Genomic DNA, 17,899 nt, shown 5'->3' with positions numbered 1-17,899 from the left:
TATTTATAAAATATTTCTATTTTAATTGCTGTTTCAACTGTCTTCTCTTTTCAATCTCAAGCTCTGCTATCTGCTCTAATTTATTCAGATAGCCAATCAGCCGGTTCATATCTTCTTCTCCCATTTTCTCCGTAACCGACTTTAATAATTCACTCAAAATCCGGTTGCATTCATTTAAAACCTCTTTTCCTTCCTCAGTTACTCTCACATAAACATTCCGCCGGTCACCCTCACACACCATACGTTCAACATATTTTTTCTCTTCCAGGGAACGAAGTGTCCGGGACACCGCCGGTGCTGCCACACGCATATAACGTACCACTTCCGATACCGTAACCTTTGCATCTATCGATTTGCTATCCGGCTCTTTGGCATCTGTCTCTTTGGTAGCCATCTCTTTTTCTTTGCGGCAATGCTCGATGGTCTTTAAGGTTCCCATTTCCACGGATGAGACCCCCGGCAGAATTGATGAGATTTTCAAACGATGAAAACGATTAAATATGGAAAATATTTCATTTCCACAACCCTGCATCATTTTCACCTCCCTTTCTTTACATTTTATATTTTCTATTTATTTAACATTGTTAACTATTAACATGTGAAAACAATAATAGCACCATGATTAAGATAGGTCAATTAAAAAAGTATAAAATTATTATTAAATCATATCATTGACAGTTAAAAACGAATCTTATAATATAAAAAAAGCAAGTTTTTTTTACTAAAGGAGACTAAAAATATGAGTTTTAATTTTTTAAACCAATTACCAAGTCCGGAAGAAATCAAAAAAGAGTATCCGCTTCCGGAGAAACTGGCACAGATAAAAAAAGAACGGGATGCTGCAATTCGTAAAGTCTTAACCGGCGAAGATAACCGTTTCTTAGTTATCATCGGACCTTGTTCCGCTGACAGCGAAGAACCTGTCTGCGACTACGTCAGCCGCCTGACCAAAATTGCAGAAGATGTCAAAGACCGTCTGATTATTATCCCTCGTGTCTACACCAATAAGCCAAGAACAACCGGCGAAGGCTATAAAGGTATTGCTACCCAGCCTGACCCTGAGAAAGCTCCTGATATGGTTGCCGGACTGATTGCAATGCGTAAGCTGCACATCCGTACCATTGAAGAAAGTGGTCTGACCCCTGCCGACGAAATGCTTTATCCGGAAAACTGGAGTTACATTGACGACCTGCTCTCCTACGTTGCTATCGGTGCACGTTCTGTAGAAGACCAGCAGCATCGTCTTGTAGTCAGTGGGTTTGATGTTGCATCCGGAATGAAGAACCCGACCAGTGGTGACTTCTCCGTTATGCTCAATTCCGTATATGCTGCCCAGCATCCACATCATTTCGTATATCGCGGATATGAAGTAGAGACTCCTGGTAACGACTTAACTCACGTTGTTCTCCGTGGTGCTGTAAGCAAACATGGTAACAGCACACAGAACTACCACTACGAAGATATTATGCGTCTGATTGAAATGTATAATGAACGTGACCTTAAGAATCCGGCTGCTATTGTAGATGCAAACCACTCTAACTCCAATAAAAAATACTTCGAGCAGATCCGTATCGTCAAAGAAGTGATGCATAACCGTCAGCTCTCCCCTGAAATTCACAAAATGATTAAGGGTGTTATGATTGAAAGCTACATTGAACCGGGCAATCAGAAAATCGGCGAACACATCTATGGTAAATCCATTACTGACCCATGCTTAGGCTGGGAAGATTCCGCTCGTCTTATCTATGACATTGCAGAAATGAATAAATAATAATTCCATCTACAGGAGCGTTTTTTACTTTACAGGAAAGCAATTTCCTGTAAAGCAAAAAAAGGGGGCAGCCATTTTTTAAGAAAATGGCTGCCTCCTTTTTCTATTTATACAAGTAGCAAGAAACCCGCAAAGCGTGTTTCCCGTAGTTTCTTCTTTATCCTCTTGGGTGTGCCTTGGCATATACTTCACGGATTCTGCTCTGTTTCATCTGTGCATAGATTTGCGTGGTAGAAATATCTGCATGTCCTAACATTTCCTGAACCGCTTTCAAATCTGCCCCATTGCTTACCAGATGAGCTGCAAAAGAATGACGCAGCATATGCGGTGTTATTTCTGTCTCAATTCCGGCTTTCTTTCCATAGGCTTTGATTAATTTCCAGAAACCCTGACGGCTCATTTCTTTGCCGGAACAGTTGGTGAAAAGATATTCACTGCCCTCTTCACTGACAAGATATGATCTTCCCTCTTCCAGATAATGCTGCAGAGCCTCTTTTGCTGCTTCTCCAAAAGGAATAATTCTTTCTTTATGAGCATCTTTGCAGGTAACATATTCCAGTTTCAAATTCATATCACTTAACTTCAAAGAAATCAATTCAGAGACACGGATTCCCGTCGCATAAAGCAATTCTAACATCGCATGGTCCCTTAATTCCTTCGGTGTATTTCCGTTTGGCTGGTCTAAAAGCCGGCTGGTTTCTTCCATAGAAAGAATAACCGGAGCTTTCTTCTCTAACTTGGGTGCCTTTAATCCATCCGTCACATTTTGGTTTACATAATTCTGTGCCACAAGATACTGAAAAAAGGCTTTCATGGATGCAAGTCCTCTGGAAATCGTTGCCGGTTTCTTTCCTTCCTGCTCCTGCTTTTCCATATATATTTTTAAGTGTTCCTGTCTGACATCCTCCACAGAAAGCACACCTTCAGAATACAGAAATTCCTTCATTTTGCGCAAATCCGTCTCATAAGAAACCGCTGTATTTTTCGATATTTTCTTTACTTCCTGAAGATACTTCATAAAAGCATCTATTTCCTGTGTCATAACTGTAACCACCTAACTCTTTTTCTCTTATGCCCTTCTATTCTTTTCTAAAAGGCAAGTACAATCCCTATTATAATGATTCTAATTTGGAAAAGCAATTCATATTTTCGCCTGTTTTTTGCTGATTTACATAAATCTACCACATGTATCTTATTTCTATTTTTCTACCCACAATATGTTGTAAAAATTTTGTAAAATTTTTTATATTTTTTTCAACACGAAGTGCACCATACCTGGATTCAGATATGCCTCTGTTAAGAATCCGATAAAGAACAATAATAATATAATCCCCCACAAAAGGATCCATTCCCCAAGCTTTCCATGTTCCTTTCCGCACTGGTACTTTTCTTCTAACTTTAATAACAGCAGGTATCCGGACACATAGAAAATAAATTGTGGGCATAACGCAATCATCATAAGCCAGATGGCACCTGCGCCAATATTGCTGATTGCCATCACGCACAGAAAGCCAAAAGAAAAGCCACTCCATATCAGAAATATGCTATTCACAACCCGGTACCACGGTGTCATTCCAAAGAAGATTAACGTAAGGACAACCGGTGCTCTTGCTGATAGTACATAAATAAAATAGTCATGTTTTTCTATCGTAATATATTTTAACTGCTGTATGAAATAATCATTTAATATGCCATATTGCTGCAGACGGCTTCTTCCATACAGATTGGCAGCTATAATGCCAATCACAAAACAGCCTAAAAATAACACCTCTAACAGATGAAGATGCTTTTCTCTTCTTATCCCCGATACTCTTTCCATGTATTCACTTGTCTTAATTTTCTTATTTCATATTATTCCGGTAACGGTAACAATATGCCAAGATACCAGCTACGGTTTTACTGTCCTGGATTATTCCGGCATAAATTTTTTCTAATAATTCTTCCGGGTCATATGCCCTTACTTCAATAAATTCTTCCGGATCAAGATGCTGTTTGCCCGGTTTTAAATCCGTTGCCAGATATACATCAATAAACTCATTACAGAAAGCTACGGTCGTCTTTAAAGAAAGCATCTTTTCGATATGACCGCACTGAAAGCCCGTCTCTTCCTCTAATTCCCGCATGGCACTTATTTTCGTATCCTCTGTCAGGGAATCTCTGCATCCTGCCGGCAATTCAATAGTATAACGGTCTAATGCATTCCGATACTGGCGTACCATTAAGATTTTGCCCTCCGGTGTAACCGGCACAACTGCCGCAGCTCCTTTTCTGTGTTCCACATAATCCCAGTATGCAATATTTCCATCCGGTGTCTCGATGGTGTCTGAATAAACATCCACGATTGCGCCCTGATATTTTAACTCCCTGTTAACTCTTCTGATTCTTTTTTCTTCCTGATGGTCCTGTTCCATTGTATTCTCCTTTTTTCTTACAGATTATTCCTCATTACTTGTTTTTTCTCGTAGAGCTTTTTTACTTTGCAGGAAAGCAATTTCCTGTAAAGCAAAAAAATAAGTGTCCAAAAAGCTTTCACTCTTCGGACACTTATTTCCTGCTTATTTTGCGTAATCAACTACACGTGATTCACGAATTACGTTTACCTTAATCTGACCTGGATATTCTAATTCAGATTCAATCTGCTTTGAAATATCACGGGCAAGTAATACCATTTCAGCATCACTTATCTGTTCAGGAACTACCATTACACGAATCTCTCTACCCGCCTGAATTGCAAAAGATTTATCTACACCTTTAAATTCATTTGTAATATCTTCTAACTGCTTTAATCTGTTGGAATATGTTTCCATTGTCTCGCGTCTTGCACCTGGTCTTGCTGCGCTAATTGTATCGGCTGCCTGTACCAGACAAGCAATCAATGACTCTGGCTCTACGTCGCCATGGTGTGCCTCTACCGCATTGATAATAAGCGGAGATTCTTTATATTTTCTACATAAATCCACACCAATCTGAATATGTGAACCTTCTACTTCGTGGTCTACTGATTTACCAATATCATGCAGGAGTCCTGCACGTTTTGCCAATCTTACGTCTACACCAACTTCAGCCGCAAGTAAGCCACAAAGCTGTGCTACTTCTATAGAATGCTTTAATGCATTCTGACCATAACTGGTTCTGAATTTCATTCGGCCTAATAATTTCACAAGTTCCGGATGAATGCCATGTACACCTACTTCTAAAGTAGCAGCTTCACCCTCTTCACGAATCATGGTTTCAACTTCTTTTTGCGCTTTTTCTACCATTTCTTCAATTCTAGCCGGATGAATTCGTCCGTCTACAATCAATTTCTCTAATGCAATACGAGCAACTTCTCTTCGTATTGGATCAAATCCGGAAAGGATAACTGCTTCCGGTGTATCATCGATAATTAAATCTACACCAGTCAGCGTCTCTAACGTACGGATATTTCTTCCTTCACGTCCGATAATTCTTCCCTTCATCTCATCATTCGGAAGCTGTACTACAGAGATGGTTGTCTCTGACACATGGTCTGCAGCACATTTCTGAATTGCAGTAACCACATATTCTTTTGCTTTCTTTCCAGCTTCTTCTTTTGCCTGATGCTCCATCTCTTTGATTAATTTTGCAGTATCAAGCTTTACATCTTCTTCAACAGTTTTTAATAGATATTCTTTTGCCTGGTCGGAGGTAAGTCCTGAGATTCTTTCTAGTTCCCGTACACGCTCTTCATGAAGCTTTGTAATTTCAGCTTTCTGTTTGTTCAGCTCTTCTTCTTTTGCTGCAAAACCTGCTTCGCGCTTCTCAATGGCTTCCAGTTTCTTATCCAGATTGGATTCCTTCTGTTCCACTCTGCGCTCGTTTCTCTGAATTTCGTTTCTTCTTTCCTTGATTTCCTTGTCCAATTCGTTCTTCGTACGAATCGACTCTTCTTTAATCTCAAGCAAAGATTCTCTCTTCTTCGTCTCAGCGGTCTTCACAGCTTCATCTATTATCTCACGGGCTTTATCTTCTGCACTGCCAATCTTTGAAGCAGTCTGCTTTTTCTGGTATGCATTTGCAACAAACCAGGTGATAGCACATGTGACAATAAATGTAATTACAACAGCTATAATTACTGCCTGCACAGGAGCACCTCCTTTATTCAATTTTCATTGTTCATATAACATAAATATTCATTCATCTGTCATAAATAACAATAAATAAATTTTATACTTTTTCTAATATTATGTCAAGTAGTCCGGACATTTCATTACACGTAAAATGTCTTCACTTTTATATCCTCTCCGCATCAGATATCCATACTGTTTCTGCATTTCCTTTGCATCCGGCTGCTCCGGATTATAATGTCTCTTTTTTAATATTTCAGCAATTTTTTCTGTATCATTATTTTCATAGATTTCTTCTAAGGCCTGCTCTGTAATTTCTTTGGGAACTCCCTTCTGCATCAGTTCCTGCTGTAGCCGGCGGCGGCTCTTACTGCCCTGTCGGTAACTGATATAATTTCTTGCATAGCGCATGTCATCAATATAATGATATTTCTTCACATACTCTATGGCATCAAGAATCAGTTCTTCCGGATATTCACTCTCAGCCAGTTTCCGGTAAAGCCCCTGTTCTGTCCGGTCCATCTTCTCTAAAAGTGCAAGTGCCCGTTTTTTCACCCGCTTACCTACTACTTCATAAAAGAGTTCCTGATACAGTGCCTCGTCTACGGTCTGCCCTTCCTGTAATCTGTAGCGGTGCACCTCACCTTTATATAATACAAGGTGTGTACCATCATCCATACACACCTTATATTTGTTTTTCTTATATTCTGTTATCCCTGAAACAATTCTGTCCATTACTCTGCATCAAGAACTTCCGGTCCATTTGCAGCTGAAGTCTCTGTTTCTTCTTCACTCTTATCCACTGCATAATGAGCTCTTACTTTTTCTTCGATTTCCTGGCAGACCTGTGGATTCTCTTTCAGATAAGTCTTGGCATTTTCACGACCCTGGCCAATCTTATCTCCATTATATGCATACCATGCACCGGACTTATTTACAATACCAAGTTCAGAAGCCAGATCAAGGATATCTCCTTCTTTTGAAATTCCTTCTCCGAACATAATATCAAATTCAGCCTCTTTAAATGGCGGTGCCACTTTATTCTTCACTACTTTAATACGGGTACGGTTACCGACAATTTCTCCACCCTGTTTTAAGGATTCAATTCGACGTACATCAAGACGTACGGAAGAATAGAATTTCAATGCACGGCCACCGGTTGTTGTCTCCGGATTACCAAACATAACTCCAACCTTTTCACGCAACTGGTTAATAAAGATTACAATACAGTTAGAACGGTTGATTGCTGCAGTCAGCTTACGAAGTGCCTGTGACATTAGTCTTGCCTGTAAGCCCACATGGGAATCTCCCATATCACCATCAATCTCTGCCTTTGGCACCAGTGCTGCAACAGAGTCTACGATTACAATATCTACTGCACCGGATCTGACCATAGTCTCTGTAATCTCAAGTGCCTGTTCTCCGTTATCCGGTTGTGAAATATAAAGATTATCAATATCTACTCCGATATTCTTCGCATATGCCGGGTCTAATGCATGCTCAGCATCAATAAATCCGGCAATTCCTCCACGCTTCTGTACCTCAGCGACTGCATGCAGGGCAACGGTCGTCTTACCACTGGACTCCGGTCCATATATCTCAATAATTCTTCCCTTAGGAAGTCCGCCTAATCCCAAAGCAATATCAAGACTTAATGCTCCTGTCGGAACAGTCTCCACATTCATCCGGTTGCTCTCATCCCCCAGTTTCATAACAGAACCTTTTCCGTACTGCTTCTCAATCTGGGATATAGCAGCATCCAGTGCCTTTAATTTATCTTCTTTACTGCTGTCTCTTCTCGTATCTTTTACATCTCTCGCCATGTCAATTCTCCTTCATGCGAACTTATGTTCGTTTTCTGATATTATAGTAGTATACTTTCTTCCAAATGTCAACTGCATTTTTAGAAAATATTTTTTTCTGTCCCTATACATTCTGTAAAGTGGGTATACCCGGCAGAATAGCCAAATATTTTATAGACTGTAAATATTCTCATGTAAAGAAAAAAGACTTCTTTCTGAAGTCTCTCATGGAAAGGTATCCTTATCTTAACATAATAAGATTCCGGTTACAAATTAATTTTCTATAAACAATGGAAACCTCTGGCAATCGTTCCATCTTTTTAATCATGATATTGATCCATACCAAGAATCAGGAAAATCTGTTCTAAGTACTTCTCACCAGACCGTTCTCCATAAATGATATGATTGATATACTGCGGACTGCACCCAACCGATGTTGCAAGTTCTTCCTGACTCATCTCAAGTTCTACCAGCCTGCGCTTTATTTCTTTCCCCATTGGAGTAATCTGCCGTTTTGTCTTTGCCATAAAAGTCTCCCCTTTTCTTCTTTATCATTTGTGTTTATATAAAAAATGATGTATAATATGAAAATAATTTCACAAATTACATTATAATTCATAAATATGAATTTGTCAATTCATATTTGCGTATTTTATTTTATTTTTTATTTTCTATACAATATTATTTAATACCTGATAAAGGAGTACACTATGACAATCAGCCAACGTATCTTTGCATTATTACGGGAAAAGAAGCTTTCACAAAAAGAATTATCGGAATACACCGGAATCTCTCCTGCTGCTATCAGCAGCTGGAAATCCAAGGGTACAAATCCTTCTTCTGATAAAATTGTAAAAATAAGTGAATTTTTAGATGTTGATGTATACTATCTTCTGACCGGTGAATACCAGCCGGCTTCCAACCTTCAGATTGCAGAAGAATCAGAATATCATGCTTTCCCATCCGACCCGGATGAACATTTACTGCTCCAGCTTTTCCATAAACTTTCTCCGATGGACAAAGGACGCATCATCGGTCAGTTAGAACAGAAACTTGCTGAAAAATAACTTCTATATTTTTTTATATGCAATGATATATTTTTATAGCAATATGAATCAGGCATTTATTACGCATCTATAAAAATTGTATGATAAAATCCGGACAGTATATTAAGATATACCATCCGGATTTTCTTATCAGCTACAATCATAAAGCTAAAAGCCTTAATACTTCGTCTTTATCCTGCACACCGATGCTCTTTCCCTCAAAAACACCTTTTTTCATTACAACCAGGGTCGGAATGCTCATAATCTGATATTTTAAAGCCAGTGCTGCTTCTTCATCCACATTCACTTTTCCAACCTTTACCTGTCCCTCTAATTCATCCGCCAGTTCTTCTACAACCGGAGACATCATTTTACACGGACCGCACCAGTCTGCCCAGAAATCCAAAAGTACCGGTTTATCTGACTTTAATACTTCTTCTTCAAAATTGTCATTTGTAATCTTTACTACCATTTCGTTATCCTCCTTTACTTTTATAGAAAAGCTTCTATTTTTTCTTTTTTAAGTATGTCTCTTCTTAATTTTGTTTATACCCGCTTAATTTTTACCGAATTCCGATAATACCAGACCATCATTCCGGTCAAGAGTCATGCCGACACTCCATGCATTGACAAATAACAGCAATGGATTGCCCTTAAGGTCACGGATTTTCTTCATATCGGAAGTTCCGGTAAGCTTGTCCATATCAATATCTTTATTTTCAATCCAGCGGATATGCTCATATGGAAGCTTCTCCAAGCGGATTTCCACATTGTATTCATTTTCCAGACGGTATTTTAATACATCAAACTGCAGTACACCTACTACGCCTACGATAATCTCTTCCATACCACCCTGATATTCCTGGAAAATCTGGATTGCGCCCTCCTGTGCGATCTGCATGACACCTTTGACGAACTGTTTTCTCTTCATGGTATCTACCTGACGTACCCTTGCAAAATGCTCCGGTGCAAAAGTCGGTATTCCTTCGAATTCGAAGTTGTCTTTCGCAGTGGTTAAAGTATCACCGATTGAAAAGATACCCGGGTCAAAGACTCCGATAATATCTCCGGCATATGCTTCATCTATAATCTTTCTCTCCTGTGCCATCAACTGCTGCGGCTGGGAAAGACGGATTGTTTTTCCACCCTGGATATGTTTTACTTCCATGCCGGCTTCAAACTTTCCGGAACAGATTCGCATAAATGCAATACGGTCACGATGATTCTTATTCATATTTGCCTGGATTTTAAAGACAAAAGCAGAGAAATCGGAACCAAACGGATCAATCAGCCCCTTGTCCGAATTTCTCGGAAGCGGTGATGTAGTCATGGAAAGGAAATGCTTTAAGAAAGTTTCTACACCAAAGTTCGTTAAAGCAGAACCAAAGAATACCGGTGACAGTTCTCCCCTGGACACAAGATCCATATCGAATTCTGCACTTGCACCATCTAACAATTCAATTTCTTCATCCAATTTATCCCGGTATTCCTGCCCGATTTCTGTTGTCAATGCCGGATCATTAATATCAAAATCTTTTTCTTCACCTTCCTTGGTTCCCTTCAAGGTATCAGAGAACAGCATGACTTTTTTCGTATTCCGGTCATAAACTCCCTTAAAATTCTTTCCGGAGCCAATCGGCCAGTTAACCGGACAGGTAGCAATGCCAAGTTCTTTTTCGATTTCATCTAATAAATCAAAGGTATCATTAGCATCACGATCCATTTTATTGATAAATGTAAAAATCGGAATGTGACGCATTACACAGACTTTAAACAGTTTTCTGGTCTGTGCCTCTACACCTTTTGAACCATCGATTACCATAACTGCAGAATCAGCAGCCATCAGAGTACGATAGGTATCTTCCGAGAAGTCCTGATGTCCCGGTGTATCCAGAATATTGATGCAATATCCACCATAATTAAACTGCAATACAGAAGAAGTAACGGAAATACCTCTCTCCTTCTCTATTTCCATCCAGTCGGAAACTGCATGTCTTGCAGTTGCTTTTCCTTTTACAGAACCTGCCAGGTTAATAGCCCCTCCATACAGAAGAAATTTCTCTGTCAGGGTTGTCTTACCGGCATCCGGATGGGAAATAATCGCAAATGTTCTTCGTTTCTCTATCTCTTTTCTAAAATCAGCCAAAATGGGACCTCCTATAATTCCAGCGGCTCACCCGCACATTTTTGCTTTATGTCGAAGTAAGATAATATGGTTGCGGCAATGTCTGCAAAGCTGCCTCTTGTGCCATAGTTCTTACCCGGAGTAATATGCGCTCCATACATAAGAAGTGGTGTATACTCTCTGGAATGGTCAGTAGAAGGTGTACTCGGATCACATCCGTGGTCGGCTGTAATCATTAAAATATCATCCTCCCGTAACTTTGCCAAAAGCTCCGGCAGCCGCTCATCAAAGTGTGTCAGTGCTTTTGCATAACCATCTACATCATTCCTATGTCCATACAACATATCATAGTCTACCAAATTTGTAAAACATAATCCAGTAAAATCTTTGTCCATATAGGCTGATGTTTTGTCAATTCCATCATCATTTCCGTTTGTTCGTACAAAATCTGTAATTCCGCGTTCTGCAAAAATATCTATGATTTTTCCAACAGACAGCACTGTTTTCCCACTTTCCGTCAGCTGATCTAACATGGTAACTGCCGGCGGTTCTAAGGAAAAGTCATGTCTTCCTGCAGTACGTGTAAAATTCCCCGGTTCTCCGATAAACGGTCTTGCAATGACTCTTCCCACTCCGTTTTTCCCAGTCAGCATATTTCTTGCAATCTGGCAATCCCGGTACAGTTCTTCAATTGGCACTACCTCTTCATGGGCTGCCACCTGGAAAACAGAATCTGCTGATGTGTATACAATCAGTTTTCCAGTTTCCATATGCTCTTTTCCATAATCCCGGATAACCTCCGTGCCGGAATATGGACGGTTGCAAAGTACCCCGCGTCCGGTTTTCTGCTCAAATTCTTCTATGATTTCCTGTGGAAATCCATTTGGAAATGTTGGCAGTGGATGACTGGATATCACGCCTGCAATCTCCCAGTGTCCGATGGTGGTATCTTTTCCTTTGGACACCTCTGTCAGTCTGGCAAATGCACCTTTCGGATTTGCTTCTTTTCCTCCAATGTGGACTCCGTCAATATTAAAATAGCCCAGTGAGCGCATATTTGGCATGGAAAAATATGGACTTCGTGAAGCTGCAAGTAAGGTATTGCTCCCTTCATCATGATACTCTGCCGCATCCGGCATTTCTCCGATTCCAACGCTGTCTAATACAATTAAAAATACTCTCTTCATAGGTATTCCCTCTCTTCTCATGGTTCTGTCGTTTCTTTTTCTTATGCTATTATTATACTAATTTCAGCCCCGTTTTCAAGTATCTAAGGGCGGGGCTGCTTCCCTTAATTTGTCTGTTCTGTTGTGTCTGAATTTCCGGTGGTTTCTGTTGCCGGATTCTCCTGTGCAGTATTTTTCTGAATTGGTGTGATAATGATATTTTCTGCCTCAATGCCGGCTTTTCTCTTTACAATATCCTCTATTTGGGCACGTTTGGCATCTGTTACTTCTCCCATATCAAGTACCACATCCGCTGTATTATCAGTAATGCTGACAACAACATCCGTAAATCCTTTTGCCTCTAACAACATCTCAGCTGCATTTTCCCGTTCTGCAATATCCGTCATTGCCACCATCTGATTTAAGGCATCCTGCTTTGCAGCTTCATCTATATTTGTATTATTGATAATTTCCAGCAAAGTCTCTTTGTTTTTAGAACGTACCTGTTCCCGGCCCAGTTTCATTTCTGACGCATAATCCATGCTGCTGCTTGCCATGACGGCTTCGCCCGGGTTCTCAAGGCTCTCTTCAACCACACTGTCTGCCGCTGATACAGCTTCACTACTGCTATCTTCCGTATCGGTAAAAATATCTGCTTCCGCCAAGTCATCCTCTGCCGATATCTCATAAGATAAATCTGCCGTATCCGCAGAAGCCTCCATTGCCACCTTTTCATCTTTGCCATTCTTGTCGGTAAAACTTAAGTAACCAGCCACTGCTATCATCAATGCCAATGCGGTTATAATGAGTTGATTTTTCTTAAATACTTTCTTCATTTACTGTCCTCCAGTCCGCTCATTTTTACTATTTTTATTCTATGTGCTTCTACCTGAAATAATGCCAAAACCGCCTCGGAAATATTCTGTTTCACCTTCTGGTTATCACCACCGGATGCCACAATTAAAATTCCCTCCACTTTGGGAAGAAGTTCCTTAGAAACAAAGGGGGTATTTCCAGCATCTGCTTCCTCATATACCGTACTTTCCTGTAGCTGCTGTTCCTTTGTGCTTCTTACTCCACCAGTGCTGTCACTTTCCTCTAAAGAATTTTCAGAAGTATTTTTATCCTTTTCCACCACCTGTGTCCCACTGTCCTGATAAGTAATCATCACCTTTACATCTCCGGCTCCGTCGATTTTTTCTAAAATATCTTCTAATTTCCGCTCTATTTCATCCTTAGATGCCTCCATGGTATTATTTTCCTTTGATATATTTTCTTTTGCTTCCTCTGCCTGTTTTTTTTCTTTTGTATCTGTAGGCAATGCGATAATCAGAATCAATATGCCTGTCAGGACTAAAATCAGCCAATCTGACCGTTTTAGTTTCTTTTCTTTTATCTTTTGCATAAAATCCTGCATTTTCATCATCTCACCTCTTCTATCTGAATCTGCGTCTTATCAACCAGATAATTTTCACATACAAATTTTTCTAATTCTGCATACTCCTGACTTGTATGCTCCTTTTTCTCTTCTGTTTCTTTTATCTCAATTGCCGGTATCTCAATATCCGAAACATGGACGGAACTATTTTTTTCAATGTTATCCCCAGACTTTTCAATCCCGATTGTAATACGTTCTATTTCATAAGTCTCAGTTAATGTTACCCTGCTGTATGCCACCGCATAGCCTTTCTGCCTTAGGGTATCCTCTACCTGCCCGCCACAGGCTTCTTCATATTGCAAACGATAATCTGCAGTCTCCGCACTGCTTATGGCATTTATATTTTGTACATTTTCAAGTTCCTGAAAGAACTGTGCCTGTTCCATATTCTGTATCAGCGTATCCTCATCAATTACCTTAGAAGCAATGGGCGCCATTACCGCCAGCAGAATCAGAATCCTAAGAAAGAAATGCACATATTTTTCATAAGTTTTATTCTGTACCAGATACAACAGCACATGTCCAATCAGAAAAAGAATCAGAATTCCCTTCATCCAGTTTAAAATTGCATTCATTTTATATTGTCCCTCTTCCCCTTCTTATTTCTCTTCTTTCCTCTATCCCATAAGGAATCCGGATACTGCAGTAATCATGGCAATCGTCACAAGGAAAAGTACAAGCGAAGTAAGTAAAATCCTTGTAAGCAGCTGGCAGCCCAGACAAATGCCGTTCATGCTTCCTGCGATCCTCTTATCCGATACCGGTTCGGTTACTGCCGCTGTCACTTTATACATAAGACTCAGCAAAAACATTTTACATAAGGGAAACATCACCAGCAAAAGTAAAATCAATACTCCGGCTGTTCCGACACTGTTCTTAATGACCATACCCGCTCCAAGCATCAGTTCACTGACTGCACCTGTAATATTTCCCATTCCAGGTATCATTCCAAGTGTCTTTGTTACTGTACTCATTTTCAAGCGGTCAATGACCGGAACCACCATAGTCTGTACCACATTCAGGCCAATGGTTGCCGCAATCGCACATTTTAAACACCAGCGGATAATTTCTTCCATCAGTTCACACATTCTGCTAAAGCGTTCCCCTTCTATCATATAATTCATAAATTCCATCATGATAAAGATTTTCGTCATTGGCACCAGGCAGGCAAGCATTCCCCACTGAACAATATAAACTACGATAAAAGCAATCTGATAAAATCCAGCCGCTGTAAAATTTGCCATGGAAAATGCCAGAGACATGCCAAATACCGGAATCAGCATATTCATAAAATCTACAATCTGATTCATTGCCGTTACCACAATATCACTCATCATCTGATAGGACTGCAGCAGCAGGACTGTCATCTCCATATAAATCAGGAAAAAGCAGACCTCCGATATATAAGTATTATGAAAAATATCAGAGAAATTTTTAAGAAATGCGCAGCTGATTGCCAGTAAAAGAACGGTTACCAGTATTGCCTTATTATCCTGCAATTCTCCCCACAGAATCCTTCCCACTGCCTGCGTCAGCTTTTGTCCGTCACAGGAAAAGTTTCCGGTTGCCAGCTCTTTAATCAGTTCATAGAAACTAATCTCTTCTGTAGCATCCTGTTCCTTTAAATACTGCTCAATCTCTGATAAATCCAGCTGTTCCATAAAATCATCCGTATAATCCTTATCCGTCCCTGTCCTGCTGTTATCTGATGCTGCTGATACGGAAGATGCCTGTACAAGTCCTCCTGGCATGAGCCAGAACATGAAAAATATAATGAAACATCCTGCCGTTCTTACAAACATCTTAAACGCATTTTTTAATGGTTGTTTCTTCATAAAAAAGCCCCTAACGTTTCAATAAATCCCATCAGCACCGGCATACTGATTAAAAGAATCGACAGCTTGGCAAAGATTTCAATTTGTCCGGCAATTGCCTGATACCCGGATTCTCTGCAGATATCTGTTGCAAATTCTGCTACATAAGTAATTCCAATCATTTTTAAAATCATGGCAAGATACCTTCCATCTACAGGAATCAGCTCCACCACACTATTGATGTAAGACAATACAAGCTCCAATTTTCCTATCAGAAAGATAAAGATGCAAATACATGCCACAATGCTGATTAAAATGCTGTATTCGCTTTTGTAATTTTTGATAAAAAGAGCAAGGAAAACCGCAGTGATTCCCAGTAATCCAACCTGAATAATATCCATATTTCTCCTCTACAACGAAAATAGTGACTTCATCGTTTCAAACAAATCATATATGTATGGAACAATCCAGAACAGCACAATCAAAAGTCCTGCCAGACTGGTTAAAAATGCATGTTCTTCCCGCCCACTGTGCTTTAGCACCTGGCTGATTACCGTCACCAAAATACCGACTGCCGCAATTTTAAATATCAGGTTTACGCTCATCTTCTCCTCCATTAAACCAGAATCAGCACCAGAAATATTCCTGCAGTAGCACACAGGTACATGCTGACTTTTATCCTCTCTCGCATCTCTGTCTGTTCCCTTTGAATCAAAATATTGATTCTCTCTATCAGTATCTCTGCTTCTTTTTCAAACAGCCCTCCGCTTCCCTGTTCCAAAAGCCTTCCGCACTCCAAAAACAGCTGTCCCTCATCTTTCGTAAATATTTCCCGGTTCTCCCATGACTTCCATGCCTCCTTCCAACAGCTTTTCGGACTGCTGTTCTCATACTGCATCAGTTCCTTATGAACCTGCATAAAAAAGGACTGAAAGCCTTCCGGTGCATGATGCCCCAATTCTGCAATAATATCCGGCAGCGGCTTCTTTAAGCTCTGCATATCTCCCTGTATTTTCAGCATACATTCCCGCCAGTCTAAAAGCCCTTTATAATGCCGCTTTATCTGCTGCATCCTGTCATAACCAATCCCAACTGTCCCCAAAAGTATCAGCACAACTCCTATCAATCGGACCATATTTTTTCCCATGCCCCATCATAAATCATAAAATGTCTTCTTCCACCATCATCCTTTTTTAAGATGACATACCGCTCAAAAATCTGCTGTTCCACCCATTTTCTAAGCTGTTCCTTTTGTTGTAATTCCAACATATCTGCCGCATGAATTGTCCCAAGAATACTACATCCACAATGCAATACTTCATCCACTGCCTGAAAATCTTCCATAGAGCCAAGTTCATCCACTGCGATTACATCCGGCGACATGGAACGAAGAAGCATCCGCATTCCCACAGCCTTTTTACACCGGTCTATCACATCTGTACGTATGCCAAGATTATTCTGCGGTATTCCATGGCAGCAGGCTGCTATCTCAGAACGTTCATCTACCACCCCTACTTTAAAGTGTATTCTGCTTGTCTCATCTCCGGAAATCAGACGAATACTGTCCCGGAGCAGGGTTGTCTTTCCAATCCCAACGGAAGATACGAAAAGCGTATTTCTCACACTCTGTTCTGTTCTGATAAAGGGCAGAATTTCCTTTGCACATCCAATCTTCTGATGTGCAATTCTTATGTTCAATGATCCGACATAAGCAAGCTGTTCCACCTTTTCTCCCTCCATCCGGATCTGTCCGGTTACTCCTACCCGGTGTCCACCTTCTAAGGTCAGGAATCCACTCTTTAACTCTTCTTCATAGGCATAAATGGAATACCTGCTTAAAAAAGTCAGCATCGCAGAAATATCACTTTCCTTTATGTAATAACTTCCTTCCGCCTCCACACTTAATCTGCCACTTAGCTTATCTAAAAAATATTCCTTTCTCCCATCCCAGAGAATCATCGGCTGGTTTATACGGATGCGTATTTCTTCTGTCTCCTTTAATTTATCTTTATTTGCAAGCAGCATTTTCCGAAGCTCTGCCGGGAAAATCTGAAGTACCTGTTCTAACATTGTTTCCGGGGTCACTCCCTTCTTTTATAAAAATGTTCTTTCAAAAATTATTAACCCGGCGTCATGGTTCCTCAAAAAGGAATGCCACATAAAAGTTGTAAGCGGCACTAAGAATTTTAATTAAGATATTGTTTTTCCCGGCAACCGGCGCAAATTCACATCCATGTTCAGGTTGCGCCTCGCTGTCACATCCATGTGCCAGCGTTGCCTGGTGCCCACTGAAATTCCAAGTGCCGCTAACAGCTTTCATCAGGCATCCATACTTCGAGGAACCATGCCGCCTTTTTCCCCAATCATAGAAAAACATTTTCCATATCTTCCAGACTTTTTCCCGCTACTTGCGTAACTACGAGAAACATGCGTAAAAAAGAATGTGCCTTGGCACATTCTCGCGCCTGCAGCGGTCGCTTGCGACATCTACCTTATACGCCGCAGTGTGCATCCTCGCGGAGCATTTTTTACTTTATAGGAAAGCAATTTCCTGTAAAGTAAAAAAGTCGCAAGGATTTCTCCTCACGACTAATATATGACTTGTCTTATAAAATATGCTCTAAAATTTGTTTCTCGCCTGCAGAAACTGTC

22 protein-coding genes are annotated in these 17,899 nt (G+C 40.3%); 2 read left to right on the top strand and 20 right to left on the bottom strand.

What is annotated here, in order from left to right; all coding sequences use genetic code 11:
* Positions 1-16: 16 nt before the first annotated feature.
* Entirely contained in the window at positions 17-535 is a 519-nt protein-coding gene (locus DXB43_RS06145) for a MarR family winged helix-turn-helix transcriptional regulator (RefSeq protein ID WP_117947078.1), read from the bottom strand.
* Between the two features lie 204 nt (positions 536-739).
* On the opposite strand from DXB43_RS06145, the gene DXB43_RS06140 reads away from it, so the two are divergent.
* Positions 740-1,771, top strand: a complete 1,032-nt coding sequence (locus tag DXB43_RS06140; RefSeq protein WP_022243243.1) for a 3-deoxy-7-phosphoheptulonate synthase — start codon at positions 740-742, stop codon at positions 1,769-1,771.
* A 157-nt stretch (positions 1,772-1,928) separates the two neighbouring features.
* On the opposite strand, the gene xerD is transcribed toward DXB43_RS06140, so the two are convergent.
* From xerD to DXB43_RS06105, 7 genes are all read right to left on the bottom strand, one after another.
* Positions 1,929-2,813, bottom strand: coding sequence for a site-specific tyrosine recombinase XerD (gene xerD, locus DXB43_RS06135; RefSeq protein WP_117947077.1), 885 nt, complete (start codon positions 2,811-2,813; stop codon positions 1,929-1,931).
* A gap of 201 nt (positions 2,814-3,014) precedes the next feature.
* Positions 3,015-3,590: a stage II sporulation protein M gene (locus DXB43_RS06130; RefSeq protein ID WP_117947076.1), complete on the bottom strand. Its 576-nt coding sequence runs from the start codon at positions 3,588-3,590 to the stop codon at positions 3,015-3,017.
* A 22-nt stretch (positions 3,591-3,612) separates the two neighbouring features.
* A complete protein-coding gene (locus DXB43_RS06125) occupies positions 3,613-4,182 on the bottom strand; it encodes an NUDIX hydrolase (protein ID WP_117841141.1) in 570 nt (189 codons plus the stop codon).
* Positions 4,183-4,326: 144 nt separating this feature from the next.
* Positions 4,327-5,847: a ribonuclease Y gene (gene rny, locus DXB43_RS06120; protein ID WP_416390266.1), complete on the bottom strand. Its 1,521-nt coding sequence runs from the start codon at positions 5,845-5,847 to the stop codon at positions 4,327-4,329.
* A gap of 126 nt (positions 5,848-5,973) precedes the next feature.
* Positions 5,974-6,591, bottom strand: a complete 618-nt coding sequence (locus DXB43_RS06115; protein WP_117698725.1) for a regulatory protein RecX — start codon at positions 6,589-6,591, stop codon at positions 5,974-5,976.
* Positions 6,591-7,679 carry a recombinase RecA gene (gene recA, locus DXB43_RS06110; protein ID WP_117698724.1) on the bottom strand — a complete coding sequence of 363 codons (1,089 nt, stop codon included), beginning with the start codon at positions 7,677-7,679 and terminating at the stop codon, positions 6,591-6,593. The genes DXB43_RS06115 and recA overlap by 1 nt, the downstream gene beginning before the upstream one ends.
* A gap of 299 nt (positions 7,680-7,978) precedes the next feature.
* A complete protein-coding gene (locus DXB43_RS06105) occupies positions 7,979-8,185 on the bottom strand; it encodes a helix-turn-helix transcriptional regulator (RefSeq protein WP_117698723.1) in 207 nt (68 codons plus the stop codon).
* A gap of 183 nt (positions 8,186-8,368) precedes the next feature.
* On the opposite strand from DXB43_RS06105, the gene DXB43_RS06100 reads away from it, so the two are divergent.
* Positions 8,369-8,725 (top strand): helix-turn-helix domain-containing protein, encoded by a 357-nt coding sequence (locus tag DXB43_RS06100; protein WP_022243251.1) that lies wholly within the window; start codon positions 8,369-8,371, stop codon positions 8,723-8,725.
* Positions 8,726-8,864: 139 nt separating this feature from the next.
* On the opposite strand, the gene trxA is transcribed toward DXB43_RS06100, so the two are convergent.
* The 12 genes from trxA to DXB43_RS06040 form a co-directional block, all read right to left on the bottom strand.
* Positions 8,865-9,176 carry a thioredoxin gene (gene trxA, locus DXB43_RS06095; protein ID WP_022243252.1) on the bottom strand — a complete coding sequence of 104 codons (312 nt, stop codon included), beginning with the start codon at positions 9,174-9,176 and terminating at the stop codon, positions 8,865-8,867.
* A gap of 84 nt (positions 9,177-9,260) precedes the next feature.
* The gene (locus DXB43_RS06090) at positions 9,261-10,850 is read right to left on the bottom strand and encodes a peptide chain release factor 3 (protein ID WP_117698721.1); all 1,590 of its coding nucleotides are present in this window, start codon (positions 10,848-10,850) and stop codon (positions 9,261-9,263) included.
* Between the two features lie 11 nt (positions 10,851-10,861).
* Entirely contained in the window at positions 10,862-12,016 is a 1,155-nt protein-coding gene (locus DXB43_RS06085) for a phosphopentomutase (protein WP_117947075.1), read from the bottom strand.
* Positions 12,017-12,120: 104 nt separating this feature from the next.
* On the bottom strand, positions 12,121-12,831 hold the full coding sequence (locus DXB43_RS06080; protein ID WP_117947074.1) for a SpoIIIAH-like family protein: 711 nt from the start codon (positions 12,829-12,831) through the stop codon (positions 12,121-12,123).
* Entirely contained in the window at positions 12,828-13,421 is a 594-nt protein-coding gene (locus DXB43_RS06075; RefSeq protein WP_147343670.1) for a stage III sporulation protein AG, read from the bottom strand. Before DXB43_RS06075 ends, DXB43_RS06080 begins: the two co-directional genes overlap by 4 nt.
* Positions 13,418-14,008 carry a stage III sporulation protein AF gene (locus DXB43_RS06070; RefSeq protein ID WP_117947072.1) on the bottom strand — a complete coding sequence of 197 codons (591 nt, stop codon included), beginning with the start codon at positions 14,006-14,008 and terminating at the stop codon, positions 13,418-13,420. Before DXB43_RS06070 ends, DXB43_RS06075 begins: the two co-directional genes overlap by 4 nt.
* Before the next feature lie 42 nt (positions 14,009-14,050).
* Complete coding sequence (locus DXB43_RS06065) at positions 14,051-15,268, bottom strand: stage III sporulation protein AE (RefSeq protein ID WP_117947071.1); 1,218 nt, start codon at positions 15,266-15,268, stop codon at positions 14,051-14,053.
* Positions 15,265-15,648, bottom strand: coding sequence for a SpoIIIAC/SpoIIIAD family protein (locus DXB43_RS06060; RefSeq protein ID WP_117947070.1), 384 nt, complete (start codon positions 15,646-15,648; stop codon positions 15,265-15,267). Before DXB43_RS06060 ends, DXB43_RS06065 begins: the two co-directional genes overlap by 4 nt.
* Before the next feature lie 9 nt (positions 15,649-15,657).
* Positions 15,658-15,852 (bottom strand): stage III sporulation protein AC, encoded by a 195-nt coding sequence (spoIIIAC, locus tag DXB43_RS06055; RefSeq protein WP_022243260.1) that lies wholly within the window; start codon positions 15,850-15,852, stop codon positions 15,658-15,660.
* Between the two features lie 11 nt (positions 15,853-15,863).
* Positions 15,864-16,382: a stage III sporulation protein AB gene (locus DXB43_RS06050; protein WP_158567197.1), complete on the bottom strand. Its 519-nt coding sequence runs from the start codon at positions 16,380-16,382 to the stop codon at positions 15,864-15,866.
* Positions 16,370-17,317 carry a stage III sporulation protein AA gene (spoIIIAA, locus tag DXB43_RS06045; RefSeq protein WP_117841149.1) on the bottom strand — a complete coding sequence of 316 codons (948 nt, stop codon included), beginning with the start codon at positions 17,315-17,317 and terminating at the stop codon, positions 16,370-16,372. The genes DXB43_RS06050 and spoIIIAA overlap by 13 nt, the downstream gene beginning before the upstream one ends.
* Positions 17,318-17,378: 61 nt before the next feature.
* Positions 17,379-17,624: a hypothetical protein gene (locus DXB43_RS06040; protein WP_117947068.1), complete on the bottom strand. Its 246-nt coding sequence runs from the start codon at positions 17,622-17,624 to the stop codon at positions 17,379-17,381.
* Between the last annotated feature and the right edge of the window lie 275 nt (positions 17,625-17,899).

Source organism: Roseburia sp. OM04-10BH, assembly GCF_003462605.1.
Taxonomy (GTDB): domain Bacteria; phylum Bacillota; class Clostridia; order Lachnospirales; family Lachnospiraceae; genus Roseburia_C; species Roseburia_C amylophila.
This window is presented reverse-complemented; position numbering and strand designations above follow the sequence as displayed.

What these genes read in the sequence shown, in the direction of transcription:
- spoIIIAA (WP_117841149.1), bottom strand. Translation starts at nt 17,317, where the DNA reads ATGTTAGAACAGGTACTTCAGATTTTCCCGGCAGAGCTTCGGAAAATG.
- DXB43_RS06070 (WP_117947072.1), bottom strand. Translation starts at nt 14,008, where the DNA reads ATGAATGCAATTTTAAACTGGATGAAGGGAATTCTGATTCTTTTTCTG.
- DXB43_RS06085 (WP_117947075.1), bottom strand. Translation starts at nt 12,016, where the DNA reads ATGAAGAGAGTATTTTTAATTGTATTAGACAGCGTTGGAATCGGAGAA.
- DXB43_RS06050 (WP_158567197.1), bottom strand. Translation starts at nt 16,382, where the DNA reads ATGGTCCGATTGATAGGAGTTGTGCTGATACTTTTGGGGACAGTTGGG.
- DXB43_RS06115 (WP_117698725.1), bottom strand. Translation starts at nt 6,591, where the DNA reads ATGGACAGAATTGTTTCAGGGATAACAGAATATAAGAAAAACAAATAT.
- DXB43_RS06060 (WP_117947070.1), bottom strand. Translation starts at nt 15,648, where the DNA reads ATGGATATTATTCAGGTTGGATTACTGGGAATCACTGCGGTTTTCCTT.
- DXB43_RS06140 (WP_022243243.1), top strand. Translation starts at nt 740, where the DNA reads ATGAGTTTTAATTTTTTAAACCAATTACCAAGTCCGGAAGAAATCAAA.
- DXB43_RS06080 (WP_117947074.1), bottom strand. Translation starts at nt 12,831, where the DNA reads ATGAAGAAAGTATTTAAGAAAAATCAACTCATTATAACCGCATTGGCA.
- DXB43_RS06105 (WP_117698723.1), bottom strand. Translation starts at nt 8,185, where the DNA reads ATGGCAAAGACAAAACGGCAGATTACTCCAATGGGGAAAGAAATAAAG.
- spoIIIAC (WP_022243260.1), bottom strand. Translation starts at nt 15,852, where the DNA reads ATGAGCGTAAACCTGATATTTAAAATTGCGGCAGTCGGTATTTTGGTG.
- DXB43_RS06130 (WP_117947076.1), bottom strand. Translation starts at nt 3,590, where the DNA reads ATGGAAAGAGTATCGGGGATAAGAAGAGAAAAGCATCTTCATCTGTTA.
- DXB43_RS06040 (WP_117947068.1), bottom strand. Translation starts at nt 17,624, where the DNA reads ATGTTTTTCTATGATTGGGGAAAAAGGCGGCATGGTTCCTCGAAGTAT.
- DXB43_RS06145 (WP_117947078.1), bottom strand. Translation starts at nt 535, where the DNA reads ATGATGCAGGGTTGTGGAAATGAAATATTTTCCATATTTAATCGTTTT.
- trxA (WP_022243252.1), bottom strand. Translation starts at nt 9,176, where the DNA reads ATGGTAGTAAAGATTACAAATGACAATTTTGAAGAAGAAGTATTAAAG.
- DXB43_RS06075 (WP_147343670.1), bottom strand. Translation starts at nt 13,421, where the DNA reads ATGATGAAAATGCAGGATTTTATGCAAAAGATAAAAGAAAAGAAACTA.
- DXB43_RS06065 (WP_117947071.1), bottom strand. Translation starts at nt 15,268, where the DNA reads ATGAAGAAACAACCATTAAAAAATGCGTTTAAGATGTTTGTAAGAACG.
- xerD (WP_117947077.1), bottom strand. Translation starts at nt 2,813, where the DNA reads ATGACACAGGAAATAGATGCTTTTATGAAGTATCTTCAGGAAGTAAAG.
- DXB43_RS06125 (WP_117841141.1), bottom strand. Translation starts at nt 4,182, where the DNA reads ATGGAACAGGACCATCAGGAAGAAAAAAGAATCAGAAGAGTTAACAGG.
- recA (WP_117698724.1), bottom strand. Translation starts at nt 7,679, where the DNA reads ATGGCGAGAGATGTAAAAGATACGAGAAGAGACAGCAGTAAAGAAGAT.
- DXB43_RS06100 (WP_022243251.1), top strand. Translation starts at nt 8,369, where the DNA reads ATGACAATCAGCCAACGTATCTTTGCATTATTACGGGAAAAGAAGCTT.